Source organism: Mycobacterium sp., from assembly GCF_035633495.1.
In the GTDB taxonomy this organism is placed as follows: domain Bacteria; phylum Actinomycetota; class Actinomycetes; order Mycobacteriales; family Mycobacteriaceae; genus Mycobacterium.
This window is the reverse complement of the sequence record NZ_DASQEU010000149.1, coordinates 40,371-56,250: the sequence shown is the minus strand read 5'-3', so window position 1 is coordinate 56,250 and position 15,880 is coordinate 40,371. Positions and strand designations below refer to the sequence as shown.

The following is a 15,880-nucleotide window of genomic DNA, read 5'->3' as shown; positions in this document are numbered from 1 at the left end:
AGAGGAAACCATGACCGATCGCGTGACCGTCGGAAACCTGCGCGTGGCACGGGTGCTGCACGACTTCATCACCAATGAGGCGCTGCCGGGCACCGGTGTGGACGCCGACAGCTTCTGGGCGGGCGTCGACAAGGTCGTCACCGATCTGGGGCCCCGGAACCAGGATCTGCTGGCGCGACGGGACGACCTGCAGGCGCAGATCGACAAGTGGCATCGTCAGCGCGTCATCGGACCGTTCGACCCGGCGGAGTACCAAGAGTTCCTCACCGCGATCGGGTACCTCGAACCCGCACCCGAAGACTTCTCCATCACCACCTCGGGTGTCGACACCGAGATCACCAGCACTGCGGGTCCACAGTTGGTGGTGCCGATCCTCAACGCCCGCTTCGCGCTGAACGCGTCCAACGCACGCTGGGGCTCGCTGTACGACGCGCTGTACGGCACCGACGTCATCCCCGAGACGGATGGCGCCGAGAAGGGCAGCGGCGGCTACAACCGGGTGCGCGGCAACGAGGTCATCGCGTATGCCCGCACGTTCCTCGACGAGTCGGTGCCGCTGGCGTCCGGTTCCTACGTCGACGCCACCGGCTTCAAGGTGGACGAGGGCCAGCTGTTGATCACCCTCGGCGACGACCTGTCCACGGGTCTCGCCAATCCCGAGGAGTTCGTCGGCTACCTCGGTGAGGCGGACTCGCCGACGTCGGTGCTGCTGGTGCACCACGGCCTGCACATCGAGATTCTGATCGACCCGGACTCCCCCGTCGGTTCGACCGACGAGGCGGGTGTCAAGGATGTCGTGCTGGAGTCCGCGATCACCACGATCATGGACTTCGAGGACTCGGTGGCGGCCGTCGACGCCGACGACAAGGTGCTCGGCTACCGCAATTGGCTGGGCCTGAACCGCGGCGACCTGACCGAAGAGGTCAGCAAGGGCGACAAGACGTTCACCCGGGTCCTCAACGAGGACCGCACCTTGACCGCCCCCGACGGCGGCGAGCTGACCCTGCCCGGCCGCAGCCTGCTGTTCGTCCGCAACGTCGGCCACCTCATGACCAACGACGCCATCACGGACGCCGACGGCAACGAGGTGCCCGAGGGCATCCAGGACGCACTGTTCACCGGGCTCATCGCCATGCACGGCCTCAAGGCCGACGAGCACAACGGGCCGCTGATCAACAGCCGCACCGGTTCGATCTACATCGTCAAGCCCAAGATGCACGGTCCCGACGAGGTCGCGTTCACGTGCGAACTGTTCAGCCGCGTCGAGGACGTGCTTGGCCTGCCGCAGGCCACCATGAAGGTCGGCATCATGGACGAGGAGCGGCGCACCACGCTGAACCTCAAAGCGTGCATCAAGGCCGCCGCCGACCGCGTGGTGTTCATCAACACCGGCTTCCTGGACCGCACCGGCGACGAGATCCACACCTCGATGGAGGCCGGGCCGATGATCCGCAAGGGCGCGATGAAGAGTCAGCCGTGGATCAAGGCTTACGAGGACGCCAACGTCGACACCGGCCTGGCCGCCGGCTTGTCCGGCAAGGCGCAGATCGGCAAGGGCATGTGGGCCATGACCGAGCTGATGGCCGACATGGTCGAGCAGAAGATCGGCCAGCCCAAGGCCGGCGCCACGACCGCGTGGGTGCCGTCCCCGACCGGTGCGACCCTGCATGCGATGCACTACCACCAGGTCGACGTGTTCGAGGTGCAGAAGGGGCTCGCGGGGAAGAAGCGGACGACGCTCGACGAGCTGTTGACCATTCCGCTCGCCAAGGAACTCGCGTGGGCTCCCGAGGAGATCCGCGAGGAGGTCGACAACAACTGCCAGTCGATCCTGGGCTACGTGGTGCGCTGGATCGATGCGGGCGTCGGCTGCTCGAAGGTGCCGGACATCCACGACGTGGCTCTCATGGAGGACCGCGCCACCCTTCGCATCTCAAGCCAGCTGCTGGCCAACTGGCTGCACCACGGCGTCATCACCCCCGAAGACGTGAAGGCCAGCCTGCGACGGATGGCCGCCGTGGTCGACGAGCAGAACGCCAAGGACCCCGACTATCTGCCGATGGCCCCCGACCCCGAAGCCAGCATTGCGTTCGAGGCGGCCCAGGAGCTGATCCTGTCCGGTACCGAGCAGCCCAACGGCTATACGGAGCCGATCCTGCATCGCCGTCGCCGGGAGTTCAAGGCTCGCCACGCCAACCAGTGACTAGACTTCGGCGGGGCCGGGTGACAAGTCAGAGCAACGAGTGCAGGGGTTGAGGGATGGGCAGGCATAGCATTCCCGATCCCGAGGACGACTCGGAGGCGGGACCATCCGGCGGGTCGGACGTCGGCGGAGGTCAGCCGGAGCTCGAATACCCCGGTGACGGTGGGTATTTCGACGATCGCGGTGACAACCACGAGGACGCCGACGACGGCTACGAGACCGACGACGACGACCAGACCGACTACGACGACTGGCAGTCCGGCGCCCCCACGGAGACCGGGTATGACTACTCGTATCTCGAGGAGCCGGAACCCGCGACGCAGGCGTTCGCCTCATCGACTCCCCCACCCGACCGGCCACCGGCCTCCGGGCCGCAGCACGGCGGTGACTGGGACGGCGGCGAGTGGACCGGCAGCCACCGCGCCATCGAGACCGGCAGGCGCGGCGTCAGTGTCGGAGTCATCATTGCCCTGGTCACCGTCGTCGTCGTGGTCGGCGCCGTGATCCTCTGGCGCTTCTTCGGCGATGCCCTGTCGCAGCGTTCGGAGGCCAGCGCCGCCCGATGCGTGGCCGGCGAGGTCGCCGTCGCGGTGATCGTCGACCCGTCCATCGCGGACCAGATGACGCCCCTCGCCGACAAGTACAACCAGTCCGCGGACCCCGTCGGGGACAAGTGCGTCAAGGTCGGGGTGAAGTCCGCGGATTCCGATCAGGTCATCAACGGGTTCGTCGGGCCGTGGCGCGGGGAACTGGGCGAGCGCCCCGCGCTGTGGATTCCCGGCAGTTCGATCTCCGAGGCACGCCTCGAGGCGTCGACCGGAGAGAAGACCGTGAGCGACAGCCGGTCCCTGGTCACCTCGCCCGTGATGCTCGCGGTGCGACCCCAGTTGAAGAATGGGCTGGCTCAACAGAACTGGGGCACGCTCCCCGGCCTGCAGAGCAATCCCGCGTCTCTGGACGGCGTGAACCTGCCCGGCTGGGGATCTCTGCGACTGGCGCTGCCGCTGACCGGCGACAGCGACGCCACGTATCTGGCCGCCGAGGCTGTCGCCTCCGCAGCGGCACCACAGGGCCAACCCCCGACGTCCGGTGCCAACGCCATCGCGAGCTTGATGGCGGGGCAGCCCAAGCTCGCCGACAACGCGTCGTCGACGGCGATGGACGCGTTGATCAAGGCAGGCAATCCCGCCACGGCTGACGTGCACGCAGTGGTCGCCACCGAGCAGCAGATCTTCCAGCGGGGCACTCAGCCGGACGCCAAGGGTCAGCTGGCCTCGTGGCTGCCGCCGGGACCGACGGCGCTGGCCGACTATCCGACGGTTCTGCTAGCAGGCACCTGGCTGAGCCAGGAACAGGTAAGCGCAGCAAGCGAGTTCGCCCGTTTCCTGCGCAAGCCGGAGGCGCTGTCGAGCCTGTCGGCGGCTGGTTTCCGTGCCGAGGGCACCACCATGCCGGAGAGTGACGTCACCGACTTCGCCTCGCTGTCGGCGCCGCTGTCGGTGGGTGACAACGGCATGCGTGCCACGTTGGCCAACCTCGTCAGCACACCCGCCCAGAATCCTGCCGTCACCGTCCTCCTCGACCAGTCGATGACCCCCGACGAGGGCGGCAAGTCCAGGCTGGACAACGTCACCGCTGCGCTCAACGCGCGACTGCAGGCCCTTCCACCGAGCTCGGCGGTCGGGTTGTGGACGTTCGACGGCGTGGCGGGTCGTTCCGAGGTGCCGATGGGACCACTCGCCGACCAGGTCGGCGGTCAACCGCGCTCGGCGGTGCTCACCACCAACCTGAACGGTCAGGTGCCCAGCAACGGCGGTGCGGTGTCCTTCACGACCCTGCGGTTGCTGTACCCGGAGGCGGTCGCGAACTTCCTTGAGGGCCAACCCAATTCGGTACTGGTCATCACGGCGGGACCGCACACCGACCAGTCGCTCGACGGCCCTGGCCTGCAGGACTTCATCCGGCAGAACTTCAACCAGGCACGGCCGGTGGCGGTCAACGTCATCGACTTCGGCGGCGACCCCGATCGCGGCACCTGGGAAGCAGTGGCTCAGGCGACCGGTGGCGACTACCAGAACCTGAACAGTTCGGCGGGCCCGGAACTCATCACGGCGCTGACCACCGCGCTCGGCTAACCACTTCCCGCCGAACGTGGATTACCCTCACGCGGATCTCGCGGTTGGCGTGGGGGTAATCCACGTTCGGCGGAGGTGAGCAGGTGCAACGCGTGCTCTGTGAAGACCTCGGGCACCTCGACCTGGGGGTAGTGGCCGACGCCTTCGAGTTCGACGACCTCGGCGGCAGGGCGCAACTCGCGTAGGCCGGCCAGCACGTTGACCGTCGCGACGGGATCGTCCAACGCCCACAGGAACCCGAGTGGTTTCGGCCAGTCCCGCACCGCGCCGTGCCACCGCGTGGCGTAGCGCACGCGCTCGTCGAGGTAGGAGATCGTCAGATGCGTGATCCGATGTCCGTCGTGGTACGACAGCAGCGCCCACTGTGCGTCGGCCTCCTCGGCCGACAGGGGGTGCCCGGCGCTGAACAGCTCGCCGAAGCCCTTAAGGAAGCCCTTGCGGTTGGCCAACCGGGCGGCAACGGGTCCGAGCGGCCCGCGCAGCACCTTCTGCGCCGGCCGCAAACTGGCCCGCTCCAGAATCACGCTGCCGTTGGTCAGCACCGCAGCCCGAAGATCGAAACCCAGGCGGCCGTCGATGTCTCGAGCCAGAAGCTCCGTGGCGACCGACGTGCCCATGTCGTGGGCGATCAGCACCACCGGGCCCGACACCTCTGCCGCGACGATCGTCTCCACCAGATCGGCCTGTTCGAGAAGGCTGTAACGGTGTGGCCGCGGCTTGTCGGACAGGCCGAAGCCCAGGAAGTCCATCGTCAACCAGGCGCGATCACCAAGGTGGGCAACCACGTTGCGGTAGTCGTAAGAACTCGACGGATAGCCGTGTAGCAGGAGCACCGTCGGGCCGGTGCCCGCCGACGCGCGGACGAACACCGAGCCCACACCCGTCTCGACGAAGTGTCCCCCGTCGAGCCAGTCCCGAACGCTACGTGGCAGCATCGGCCAAGGTTAGGCGAAGGCCTCCACCGGCGGGCAGGAGCAGACCAGATTGCGGTCACCGTAGGCGCTGTCGATTCGGCGCACCGGCGGCCACACCTTGGGCCGGAAGCCCTTGCCCAGCGGATACGCCGCCTGCTCGCGGGTGTACGGGTGATTCCAGTCCTCGACGAGCAGGCACTCGGCCGTGTGCGGGGCACCGCGCAGCGGGTTGTCGTCGACCGACCAGTGGCCGGACCCGACCTGGTCGATCTCTGCGCGGATCGCGATCATGGCCTCGCAGAACGCGTCCACCTCGGCCAGGCTCTCGCTCTCGGTGGGCTCCACCATCAGCGTGCCCGCGACCGGGAAGCTCATCGTCGGAGCGTGGAACCCATAGTCCACCAACCGTTTTGCCACATCGTCAACGGTCACGCCGGTGGTCTTGGTGATGGTGCGCAGGTCGAGGATGCACTCATGGGCCACCATGCCGTTCTCCCCCGTGTAGAGCACCGGGTAGTACTCGTCGAGACGGCGGGCGACGTAGTTGGCCGACGCAATGGCGGTGAGCGTCGCGGCCCGCAGGCCGGGCGCACCCATCATCCGGATGTACGCCCACGTGATCGGAAGGATCGACGCCGAGCCGTACGGGGCGGCCGACACAGCGTAGGTGTCCTTGAGCTCGTCGGCCATCGGGTGGCCGGGCAGGAACGGAGCCAGGTGGCTGCGCACCGCGACCGGTCCGACGCCCGGGCCGCCGCCGCCGTGCGGGATGCAGAACGTCTTGTGCAGGTTGAGATGGCTGACGTCGCCACCAAATTTGCCCGGCCGGGCCAGCCCGACGAGGGCGTTGAGGTTCGCGCCGTCGACGTAGACCTGGCCGCCGACGTCGTGCACGGCTCCGCAGATCTCCTCGACGTCGTGCTCGTACACGCCGTGGGTCGACGGGTACGTGATCATCAGCGCCGCAATGCTTTCCCCGTGCTCGGCTATCTTGGCGCGGAGGTCGTCGAGGTCGACGTCCCCGTTCTCGCGGCACGCGACGACGACGACGCGCATGCCCGCGAGCGCGGCGGACGCCGCGTTGGTGCCGTGGGCGCTCGACGGGATGAGGCAGACGTTGCGTTGCGAGTCGCCCCGGCTGAGGTGGTAGGCCTGGATCGCGAGCAGTCCCGCGTACTCCCCCTGTGAGCCGGCGTTCGGTTGCAGGGAGACCGAGTTGTAGCCGGTGATCTGGGTAAGCCAGCCTTCGACGTCGGCGATCAGTTTGCGCAGTCCTGGCGTGTCCGAGACCGGTCCGAACGGGTGCTGGCGGGCGAACTCCGGCCAGGTGATCGGCTCCATCTCGGCGGCGGCGTTGAGTTTCATCGTGCACGACCCCAGTGGGATCATGCTGCGGTCCAAGGCGATGTCCTTGTCGGCGAGCGATCGCAGGTAGCGCATCATCTCGGTCTCGGTGCGGTACTTGGTGAACGCCGGGTGCGTAAGGAAGGGCGAAGTGCGCGTGGCGATTTCGGCACCGGTCCAGTGCTGGCCGCCGCGGGTGGCGCCGAACGCGGCGAGGACGTCCTCGACGTGGTTGGCCGTGGTGGCCTCGTCGCACGCCACCGAGACGTGGTCGCCGTCGACCAGCCACACGTTGATGCCGCGGGCCTTGGCCGCCGCGCGGACCTCCTCGGCGCGGCCGGGGACGCGGGCCAGCACGGTGTCGAAGAAGGCGTCGTGCACCACCTCGACGCCTGCCTCGACGAGCCCCATGGCGACACCGAGTGCGTTGCCGTGCACCTTGTGGGCGATCGCCGTCAACCCGTCGGCGCCGTGGTAGCTGGCGTACATGGCCGCCATCACCGCCAACAGCACCTGCGCCGTGCAGATGTTGCTGGTGGCCTTGTCGCGTCGGATGTGCTGTTCGCGGGTCTGCAATGCGAGTCGGTAGGCCAGCGAGCCGTCGGAGTCCACCGACACGCCTACCAGACGGCCCGGCAGCTGGCGGGCATGCTTGGTGTGCACCGCGAGGTATCCCGCGTGCGGTCCACCGAATCCCATTGGCACGCCGAATCGTTGCGTGGTTCCGAAGGCGACGTCCGCGCCGATTTCTCCGGGCGGGGTGATCAGGGTGAGGGCAAGAAGGTCGGCGCCGACCGCGACCAGTGCGCCACGATCGTGTGCCTGGCTGATCACGCCGGACCAGTCGACCACTGCGCCACTCGCGCCGGGCAGTTGCACGATGACGCCGAAGAAGTCGCCGTCCGGCAGTCCGTTGCGCAGGTCGGCGGTCACGATCTCGATGCCGAGCGGTGCGGCGCGGGTGGTCAGCAGCGCGGCGGTTTGGCGGTAGACGTCGCTGTCGACGAGGAGGGTGTTGGCCGAGCCCTTGACAGCCCGGTGCATCAACGTCATGGCTTCGGCCGCGGCGGTGCCCTCGTCGAGCATCGATGCGTTGGCCACCTCGAGGCCGGTCAGCTCCTCGACCATCGTTTGAAAGTTCAGCAGGGCCTCGAGCCTGCCCTGGCTGATCTCCGGCTGGTACGGCGTGTAGGCGGTGTACCAGGCGGGGTTCTCGAGGATGTTGCGCCGCAACACGGGCGGTGTCAGCGTGTCGAAGTACCCCTGCCCGATCATCGAGAGGGCGACGGTGTTCGCGTCGGCCATCGCCCGCAACTCGGCAAGGGACTGCTCCTCCGACGCCGGCGGCGGGAGCTGGTCGAGTCCGGGGGCTATCCCGTCGATCGTGATGGCGTCGAGAATTCCCGCGGGCAGCGCCTTTTCGGCCAGCTCTCCGAGGGTGTCCACGCCGATGACCCCGAGCATGGTTTCGATGGCGTCAGCGTCCGGTCCGATGTGTCGATCGGCGAACCGGGGCTGGTGATGTTCGTTGCTGGGGTGGGGACGAGCACCGGACAAGGGAGGCCTCTCAGAGCGCAGAACCGCTAGCGGTCCTCTCCCTCTGTCGTCGACCCGTAACGGGTGCCTGAGAGATTCGGCGGGCCGGACAATGCCGGCGGAGCCTTTCCCCATGGGCGGGCGATGTCGAACTCGCCACTTTCCAGAGGCATCGTGGCTCCGCGCGGTCCTGGTGCCTGAGAGGTTGACGGAGAGGTGTTGCTCCTTCGGCGTCCGTGGCTGGCGGCCACGGAACTCTCCCGCGCGGGGGCGATGCGTGGTTGAGTCTACCGGGCCGGCGCTATCAGCGCGTTGCCGGCCGACGGTAGCGAGCCGGTCAATTCGCCGACCACTCGATGGGCGGACGCCACTGCGCCGTCCATGTGCCCCTCCCAGACATGCGTGGACTCGGCGCCCGCGAAGTGCAGGTTGCCCACCGGTCGTGTGAACGCGTCCCGGGCGGCAGTGATGACGCCAGGCGAGGGCCGTGGAACGCAGCCGGCCTGGTAGGGCTCGGTCGACCAGTCCTGTTCGACGTAGTCGACCGGTTGGCGGGCCTGTTCTCCGAAGCGCTCTGCGAGCTCGGCCGCCACCGCGTCGCGGCGGCACTCGGGCGGGCCGTCGAGCAAACCGGTGGATTCCCACGCGGCGTGATCGAGAAATGTCATCAAGATGCCGGGCCCGGCCGGTTGACCGACATCGAACGTGACGGGGATCAGTCCGCTGTCGGCGTAGGACAGGCCCGACAACCCGCCGCGCCGCCAGAAGGGTTCGTCGTAGCCGATGTGGACCTTGGTGCCGCTACCCATCGCGAACGTACGTTGCAGTGTGGCGCGCCTCGGCGGCAGTGCTGGCCGATGCTCGATGCCGCCCGCCATAGCCGGGTCGACCGCCAGAACCCCGTGCTGGCAGGTGAATTCGAAACCCTCACCAACGATTCGCAGCCCAGAGTCGGCTTGCTCGATCAGTCTCACGGGAGTGTCGCAGCGAACGCGGGCACCCAGCTTGGCGGCCAGTTCGTCGCAGAGCGTTGCTGCGCCGCCAACGATGTGACGGTCTAGAGCTGCGCCCCTGACCCCGGTGAGGTTCGCCAGTCCGTCAGCCGACGCAACGTGTACGAGAAACCCGAGCAGGGACAGCTCGTCGGGGTGGCAGCCGAACGAGGTGGCCGTGATCAGCTCGAGGAAGAAGCGGGCCCCCCGCGTCAGGGTGTGACGGTGCATCCAGGCGCCGAGAGTCTGCCGGTCGAACCGCTCGGCGTCGGGGTGCGACCAGGGCGCAGGACCGCAGCCTCTTCCATGACTCGAAGAGCCGAGCCGTCCGATGCCGGAACGCTGCGCACCGTCCCCGAGCAGGACCGTTCGCGTCGCACCGTTGCAGCCATCCTCGAGGCGGCCAGTGATCTGCTGTCCGAAGGTGGACCCGATGCGCTGACCACCAGCGCTCTGGCCGAACGCACCGGTCTGCGGGTCCGCAACGTCTACCGCTACTTTTCCGATCGGCAAGCGGTGATGGCGACACTCGCGGAACGAATGAACGAACGGATTGAATCTGCCGTCGCGGAGGTCACGGCGCTCGCGGACCCTGCCCATTCTCTGGAGCGCGCAATCGACGAACTGATCGATGGCGTAATCGCGGCGACGGCGTCGGAGCCAGCCGCTGCACAGGTCCGGGCGGCGATGCGAACTAGCCGCCAGTTACAGGTACTTGATCGCGCGTCCGACGAGCGCATTGCGCGGCAGCTGGCCGACCTCGTGCAGCAACGCGGGGTCAGGACTCAGCGCCACCGGCTGGAAGCGGGAATGTTCGTTCTCGCAACGTGCGTCGGCGCGGTACTGGACAGGGCCACGCTCGACAGCGGCGCCAGCGACGGAGTCGCCGAAGTGCGGGAGACCAAGCGAATGGCAGCCGCCTACCTGCGGACTCTGATCTAGGCAACGCAAACCGGCGTGGCTGACCTCAGCCGATTTTGCGGTCGCGGTGCTTGCGTCGCGACGCGAGTTCGTCCTCCGGGCTGGGGATGGACTCCCCGCCGTCGGCCCGCTCACCCGGGAAGTCCGCGATGGCACCGGTGAGCTCACGCATCGCACCCGATACCGCGATGCCGAAGACGCCCTGGCCGCCTTGGAGCAGGTCGACGACCTCTTCGGCCGAGGTGCACTCGTACACCGTGGTGCCGTCGGAGAACAACGTGATGTTGGCCAGGTCCTTGACGCCGCGTTGGCGCAGGTGATCGACGGCGACCCGGATGTTGTGCAGCGAGATGCCGGTATCCAGAAGCCTTTTCACGATCTTGAGGACGAGGATGTCCTTGAACGAGTACAGCCGTTGGCTGCCTGAGCCTGCCGCGCCGCGGATCGAGGGAACGACCAATGACGTCCGGGCCCAATAGTCCAGCTGGCGGTACGTGATGCCCGCGATCTGGCAGGCGCTGGGGCCGCGGTAACCCACCAGTTCGTCCGGGACGGAGTCGTCGGGAAACAGGCCCGCCTGGACGGGTTCGCTAGGGGCTGCTGAGACCACCGGCTCCGGCGTGCTGTTGGAGGTGAGATCCAACTGCTCCTGACGTGGCGTGTCGCCCACTGCCCATCCTCTCGCCGATCGAACTGGATCCGTGCCCCGCAGCCGTCAACGACGACTCAACACGTTTGCTCCGAGCTCTCGAGTATGTCGAGCATACGCTCCCTGCTCGGCACTCACTGCCTCTCGTAGCGATCAAAGTATGGCTGCCCACGCACCTGGATCGATGAAACCGTCTCCGCGTGTCGAGAGCGCGAGACGCATCCGTGACTATAGAGCTTCAGGTGGCCTTGAAATCGTCCGGCGAGACGCTGTCGAGGAACTCCTTGAACTTCTCGACTTCGTCTTCCCGGACCGCTCCGGTGGTCTCTTCGTCGGACTCGTCGGGAATCAGCAGCCCCGCTTCGGCCAGCACGGCTTCCTCGACGTAGATGGGGACGCCGACCCGCATGGCGATGGCCACGGAGTCCGAGGGACGCGCCGACACCTTGATGTCGCGGTCGAAGACCAGGTCGGCATAGAACGTGCCTTCCTGCAGATCGACGATCCGAACTTCCTTGAGTGAATGCCCAAGGGCGGTAATCAGATCCTGGATCAAATCGTGGGTGAGCGGGCGCGCAGGCTCAACGCCCTGCTGCTCGAGCGCGATCGCCTGCGCTTCGAACTGGCCTATCCAGATTGGAAGATAGCGGTCGCCGTTGGACTCTCGCAGCAACAGAACCGGCTGGTTCTGAGGCTGTTCCACGCGAATGCCGATCACACGAACCTCGCCCATCTGTGTCTGCCCTCCGCGCCGCAAGCCGTCGTGGGTGAGTCTAATCCTCAGCGATCGAGAACGTCGCGCACGGCGGACTTGATCAGCGACGTGTGCAACGTAATGGCCAGTGCGGCAACTTCGCGCGCAAGATCGTCGGCCCGGTCGCGGGCGCCCGCCTTCACCACGGGGCCGGCAATCTGAGCGATCAGGTCGGATTGCCGATCCGCCGCCGACCGGAACGCCCGCAGGTGCCGGGGTTCGACGCCGTAGTCGGCCAACGCCTTCGCGCACTGGGCGGTCACGACGGAGTGCTCGTCGAAGAATCCGCCGGGGCCGGACTTGATGACGCCTGCCTTGATGAGGGCGCCGAGCAGTTCCTCGTCGACTCCCGAGCGCGTCAACAGATCCTCGCGGCTCAGCCTGACCTGTGCGGGCGCCACCGCGGCCGTGTCGTGGACGGTGCCGTCACCGTCATTCGACACCTGCACCAATCGCGGCACGCCGTAAGCGGATCCGGTCTCGGGTAGCGCCCCGTCGGGTAGTGAGTCGAGCTGGGCCTTGATGACCTTCAACGGCAGGTAGTGATCCCGCTGCGCGGTCAGGATGAACCGCAGCCGCGCACAGTCATAGGCGGTGAACCGCCGGTAACCCGAGCCCGAGCGCTGGGGCGTGACCAGTCCTTCAGCTTCCAGGAAGCGGATCTTGGAGATGGTCACGTCCGGAAAGTCGGGTCGCAGCGAGTCCAGGACCGCTCCGATCGACATCCCGGCGAACGCTGGGGTGTCGGGGGCGGTCATCAGCTACCGGAACCGCCCTCGTCACCCTTCGGTCCGGTGAGGAAGACCAGTCGGAACTTGCCGATCTGGACCTCGTCGCCGTTGGCCAGCACCGCGGAATCCACGGGCTCGCGGTTGACGTAGGTGCCGTTGAGGCTGCCGACGTCGACGACCTGGAACTCCGCGGCCTCGAGCCGGAACTCCGCGTGCCGACGGCTCACGGTGACGTCGTCGAGGAAGATGTCGCTGTCGGGGTGTCGACCGGCCGAGGTCCTCGCCTGGTCGAGCAGGAATCGCGACCCGGCGTTCGGACCGCGCTTGACGACGAGCAACGCCGAACCCGCGGGAAGTCCTTCGACTCCCGACACGGCGTTGTCGCCGCCCGTCGGGGGCGGTGCGTCCAATTCGTTGAGGAAGTCCGATCGGAAGACCGAGGTGGTCTCGACCGTCACTTCTTCGGACTGATCAGCTCCCGAACTGGTGTCGTTGTCCGTCACCCGGTGCTCCTCACTGGCTGCTGTGGCAATGGTTGGCAGAAGCGCCGGCACTGACGCCGCCCGTCATGCATCTCGTGACGACCGTACCGCGCGGCGGTGGTCGCCGTGTCCACCACCGCCGGAATTCTCATTCGTCGAGGGTGGCGCCGTAGGCGTCGGGGTCGAGCAGACCGTCGAGTGCCTCGGATAGCGCCGCGGCGTCGATCTGCAGGTCGATGAGCCATCCGGCGCCGTACGGGTCGGAGTTGACCAACTCCGGGGAGTCGGTCACTTCGCCGTTGACGGCAACGACTTTCGCGGTGATCGGCGCGAAGAGATCCGAGTTCGACTTGGTCGACTCCACCGTGCCGAACTCGCCGCCTGCGGTGACGTCGGCGTCAACTTCGGGCAACTCGACGAACACGACGTCGCCGAGCGCGGCCTGGGCGTAGTCAGTGATGCCGACGCGCACGGTGTCGTCGCCGGTCCGACGCACCCATTCGTGGTCCTCGGTGTAAAAGAGGTCGGACGGAATCTCGCTCACGGCGCTCCTCGGTTCTCCGCCTGGGTGCGGATGTCGTGCTCACTTGACTGGCTGAGCGTATTGGCGGGGTTTCGGTTGCCGCAAGGCGGTCACGTTCACGACGTCGGCTTGTTGCACCGACATTGTGCCGCCGACGCGTTCGACGCTGTCGACGGCCCCACCGGGAATGTTCATCGCCGCGGCGAGCGTCGCTGGATCACCAATGGCGAGAACGGAATAGGGCGGCGACAGCGTGCTGCCGTCGACGACGAGCGCGCCGGGCGATCCTACGATCCAGGTGTCGACGCCGACTCTGATCACCGATCCGCCAGGACTGGAGATCTGCATGGCCTCCGCGCCCGCGGCGCGCAGCTCGTTGACGACGTCGAGCATCGTCTCCGGAGACACCCCAGGGGCGACGTCGTCGATGGTGATCGTCACTCCCGGACCCGTCGCGGCCACGGTTCCGATCAGGATCGACAGGGCGGCCAGCCGGGCCTGGGCGTTCTCGACGGCGGCCTGGTCGTTGCTGCCCGAGGACTGCAGCGCTTCGAGGGTGCGCTGCAGGTCGGCGACCTCGGTGTTGAGCGCGGCTTCGCGCTGCTGCAGGGAGTCCAGGAGCACCAGCAGGTCGGCCGGGCGGGCCGTTTCCAGCGAGTCGCCGGAGTCGGTCTGCCGCGCCTGGGTGACGATCGCCACCCCGAGCAGGGCGCACAGCACGACCGCCAGCGCACCGAAGGCGATCTGGGTCCGACCGCGACGGACCACGCCCGCCACGCCGTCGGGCCGCTCGTGGCTGCCGTGTTCCGCGTGGGGTTCGGTCATGTCTCAGGCCCCGAACAGTCTGCGCCGCAGTGCGGCGGCGTTGCCGAAGATTCTGATGCCGAGAACGACGATGATCGCGGTCGAGAGCTGGGTGCCCACCCCGAGCTGATCGCCAACGAAGACGATCAGCGTGGCGACGAGCACGTTGAAGACGAACGACACCACGAACACCTTCGAGTCGAAGATGCGCTCCAGGTACGCACGCAACCCGCCGAACACCGCGTCCAGCGCGGCGACGACCGCGATCGGCAGATACGGCTGGATCACCTCCGGCACGCTGGGGTGAAACACCAGGCCGAGGATTATGCCGACGACGAGTGCAGCTATTCCGACCATCTGTCTCCGATCACTCGCGTGTGCATCAGGGCCCAATCTGCTTGGCGAAGTTGACGTCTCGCACCGAGCTGGCGGGAAGGGTCACGTCGTCGACTTCACTGACGTTGACGCCGACCCCGTACGACGACTCGAGGATGCGCAGCCGCTGAAGGGCCGGACTCTGCTCGAAGACGTCGTGCATCCCGTGCGGCGGGCCGACGGCGAGCACGACGTACGGGTTGCTGATGGGCAGGTTGTCGACCAGCAGACCGCCGCCCGCCTGCCGCACGGTGACGTTGGGTCCGATGCGCACGCCGCCGACGGCGATCGCCTCGGCGCCGCTGACCCACAGCGAGTTGACGACCAGCTGCAGATCGCGGTCGAGGATGACCTGGGGGCTGCCCGCGACGCGCTGTTTGGACACGTCGCTGAGATCGCGCGCGGCAGTGGGTTCGGTGACCGTGACGGTCAAGCCCGGCCCGTGGACGGCGGTGGCGGCGGCGGCGAAGTCTGCGACATCGAGGTTGGCGAGCAACAGGCGTCCACGCTCGTCACCCGCCAGGCGACTGCGCCGCTCCGACTCGACCTGCTCGGCCAGCGCGTCGCGGCGGGCGGTGCCGTCGTTCGTCGTCCGCTCGGCGTTGAGCACCCCCGCGGCCAGTACCTGTCTGGTCTCCTGAGTCGCCGGGGCGACGGACTGCGACTGGGCGGCAGCGGCGGCGAACACCGCGGTCACCAGCGACCCCGCCAGGATCTGCCAGCCCCAGTTCGCGGCCCTGCCGCGGGGTTGGCCCGACGTGCGCCGCTCAGCCGCTGCGGCATAGCCGGGGTCGAGGTGCTCGGACAGCAGCGACCGCAGCAGCGACGGCACCGGGATCGGCGTCGGTTCACCCGCTACGTGAGCGTGGCGTCCGGCGTCCGGGCTGTAGCCGCCGAGCGCGCGCTCGTCGTCAGCCATTCCCCCGACTGCCGGCGACGTGGCGGGGCATCTGCCGAACCACCATGGTGGCCTGGACGAGGTACAGCACGCCCGACCAGACGTACATGGCCATCCCCCAGCCGAGGAACGCCCAGCCGATCGCGAGGGCCACCCGGCTCCAGAGCGCGTCCCACTGGCCGAGCAGGACCAGGGGGAAGCCGGACATCAGCGAGAACGTGGCGGCCTTGCCGACGTAGGTGACGGTCAGGGCGGTCAGCCCGCGGCTGCGCAGGACGGGCAGGGTGAGGGCGAGTAGCACGTCGCGCACGATGAGTACGACCACGAACCACCAGGGCACGATGCCGTAGACCGCCAGCGCCACGGGCACGACCACCATGTAGATGCGGTCGACGGCGGGATCGAGCAGCGCGCCGAGTCGCGATGACTGGTTGTCGACGAGTCGCGCAATCTTGCCGTCTGCCCAGTCGGAGAATCCGCTGAACGTGAGCACCGCGACGGCCCAGGCGTTGGCGTCGACGGCGAGCAGGTAGATGAAGACGGGCACCAGGACCAACCGCAGCACGCTGAGCGCGTTGGGAATGGTCAGCACCCGATCCCCGGTGTCCATGCGATGAAC

The 15,880-nt window shown here is 67.7% G+C and carries 14 protein-coding genes, 1 pseudogene and 2 riboswitches; of the genes and pseudogenes, 3 read left to right on the top strand and 12 right to left on the bottom strand.

The window, feature by feature from the left end:
* The first annotated feature begins 10 nt into the window (after positions 1-10).
* Both VET27_RS22045 and VET27_RS22040 read left to right on the top strand, forming a co-directional pair.
* Positions 11-2,203: a malate synthase G gene (locus tag VET27_RS22045; RefSeq protein WP_526521739.1), complete on the top strand. Its 2,193-nt coding sequence runs from the start codon at positions 11-13 to the stop codon at positions 2,201-2,203.
* 56 nt (positions 2,204-2,259) lie between these two features.
* On the top strand, positions 2,260-4,338 hold the full coding sequence (locus VET27_RS22040; protein WP_526521738.1) for a substrate-binding domain-containing protein: 2,079 nt from the start codon (positions 2,260-2,262) through the stop codon (positions 4,336-4,338).
* A 77-nt stretch (positions 4,339-4,415) separates the two neighbouring features.
* On the opposite strand, the pseudogene VET27_RS22035 reads toward VET27_RS22040, so the two are convergent.
* The 3 genes and pseudogenes from VET27_RS22035 to VET27_RS22025 form a co-directional block, all read right to left on the bottom strand.
* Positions 4,416-5,273, bottom strand: a pseudogene (locus VET27_RS22035) (alpha/beta fold hydrolase); the annotation flags it as partial.
* Positions 5,274-5,282: 9 nt separating this feature from the next.
* Positions 5,283-8,153, bottom strand: a complete 2,871-nt coding sequence (gene gcvP, locus VET27_RS22030; protein WP_526521737.1) for an aminomethyl-transferring glycine dehydrogenase — start codon at positions 8,151-8,153, stop codon at positions 5,283-5,285.
* A 33-nt stretch (positions 8,154-8,186) separates the two neighbouring features.
* Positions 8,187-8,307, bottom strand: a riboswitch (glycine riboswitch).
* Positions 8,308-8,405, bottom strand: a riboswitch (glycine riboswitch).
* A gap of 14 nt (positions 8,406-8,419) precedes the next feature.
* Entirely contained in the window at positions 8,420-9,457 is a 1,038-nt protein-coding gene (locus VET27_RS22025; protein WP_526521778.1) for a flavin monoamine oxidase family protein, read from the bottom strand.
* Between VET27_RS22025 and VET27_RS22020 the strand changes: the two genes are divergently transcribed.
* Complete coding sequence (locus tag VET27_RS22020) at positions 9,431-10,066, top strand: TetR/AcrR family transcriptional regulator (protein ID WP_526521736.1); 636 nt, start codon at positions 9,431-9,433, stop codon at positions 10,064-10,066. The genes VET27_RS22025 and VET27_RS22020 overlap by 27 nt on opposite strands.
* A gap of 25 nt (positions 10,067-10,091) precedes the next feature.
* Here VET27_RS22020 and VET27_RS22015 read toward each other — a convergent pair whose 3' ends face one another.
* The 9 genes from VET27_RS22015 to VET27_RS21975 form a co-directional block, all read right to left on the bottom strand.
* Complete coding sequence (locus tag VET27_RS22015) at positions 10,092-10,715, bottom strand: MerR family transcriptional regulator (protein ID WP_526521735.1); 624 nt, start codon at positions 10,713-10,715, stop codon at positions 10,092-10,094.
* A 217-nt stretch (positions 10,716-10,932) separates the two neighbouring features.
* Positions 10,933-11,427 carry a bifunctional nuclease family protein gene (locus tag VET27_RS22010; protein ID WP_284226624.1) on the bottom strand — a complete coding sequence of 165 codons (495 nt, stop codon included), beginning with the start codon at positions 11,425-11,427 and terminating at the stop codon, positions 10,933-10,935.
* A 47-nt stretch (positions 11,428-11,474) separates the two neighbouring features.
* Positions 11,475-12,206 (bottom strand): transcriptional regulator FtsR, encoded by a 732-nt coding sequence (gene ftsR / locus VET27_RS22005; protein ID WP_526521734.1) that lies wholly within the window; start codon positions 12,204-12,206, stop codon positions 11,475-11,477.
* A complete protein-coding gene (gene garA, locus VET27_RS22000; protein ID WP_526521733.1) occupies positions 12,206-12,682 on the bottom strand; it encodes a glycogen accumulation regulator GarA in 477 nt (158 codons plus the stop codon). The genes ftsR and garA overlap by 1 nt, the downstream gene beginning before the upstream one ends.
* A 127-nt stretch (positions 12,683-12,809) precedes the next feature.
* Positions 12,810-13,205: a glycine cleavage system protein GcvH gene (gene gcvH, locus VET27_RS21995; RefSeq protein WP_526521732.1), complete on the bottom strand. Its 396-nt coding sequence runs from the start codon at positions 13,203-13,205 to the stop codon at positions 12,810-12,812.
* A 39-nt stretch (positions 13,206-13,244) separates the two neighbouring features.
* On the bottom strand, positions 13,245-14,009 hold the full coding sequence (locus tag VET27_RS21990; RefSeq protein ID WP_526521731.1) for a DUF881 domain-containing protein: 765 nt from the start codon (positions 14,007-14,009) through the stop codon (positions 13,245-13,247).
* 3 nt (positions 14,010-14,012) lie between these two features.
* A complete protein-coding gene (locus VET27_RS21985) occupies positions 14,013-14,345 on the bottom strand; it encodes a small basic family protein (RefSeq protein ID WP_526521730.1) in 333 nt (110 codons plus the stop codon).
* Between the two features lie 25 nt (positions 14,346-14,370).
* Positions 14,371-15,282, bottom strand: coding sequence for a DUF881 domain-containing protein (locus VET27_RS21980; protein WP_526521729.1), 912 nt, complete (start codon positions 15,280-15,282; stop codon positions 14,371-14,373).
* Positions 15,275-15,871 (bottom strand): CDP-alcohol phosphatidyltransferase family protein, encoded by a 597-nt coding sequence (locus tag VET27_RS21975; RefSeq protein WP_526521728.1) that lies wholly within the window; start codon positions 15,869-15,871, stop codon positions 15,275-15,277. Before VET27_RS21975 ends, VET27_RS21980 begins: the two co-directional genes overlap by 8 nt.
* Between the last annotated feature and the right edge of the window lie 9 nt (positions 15,872-15,880).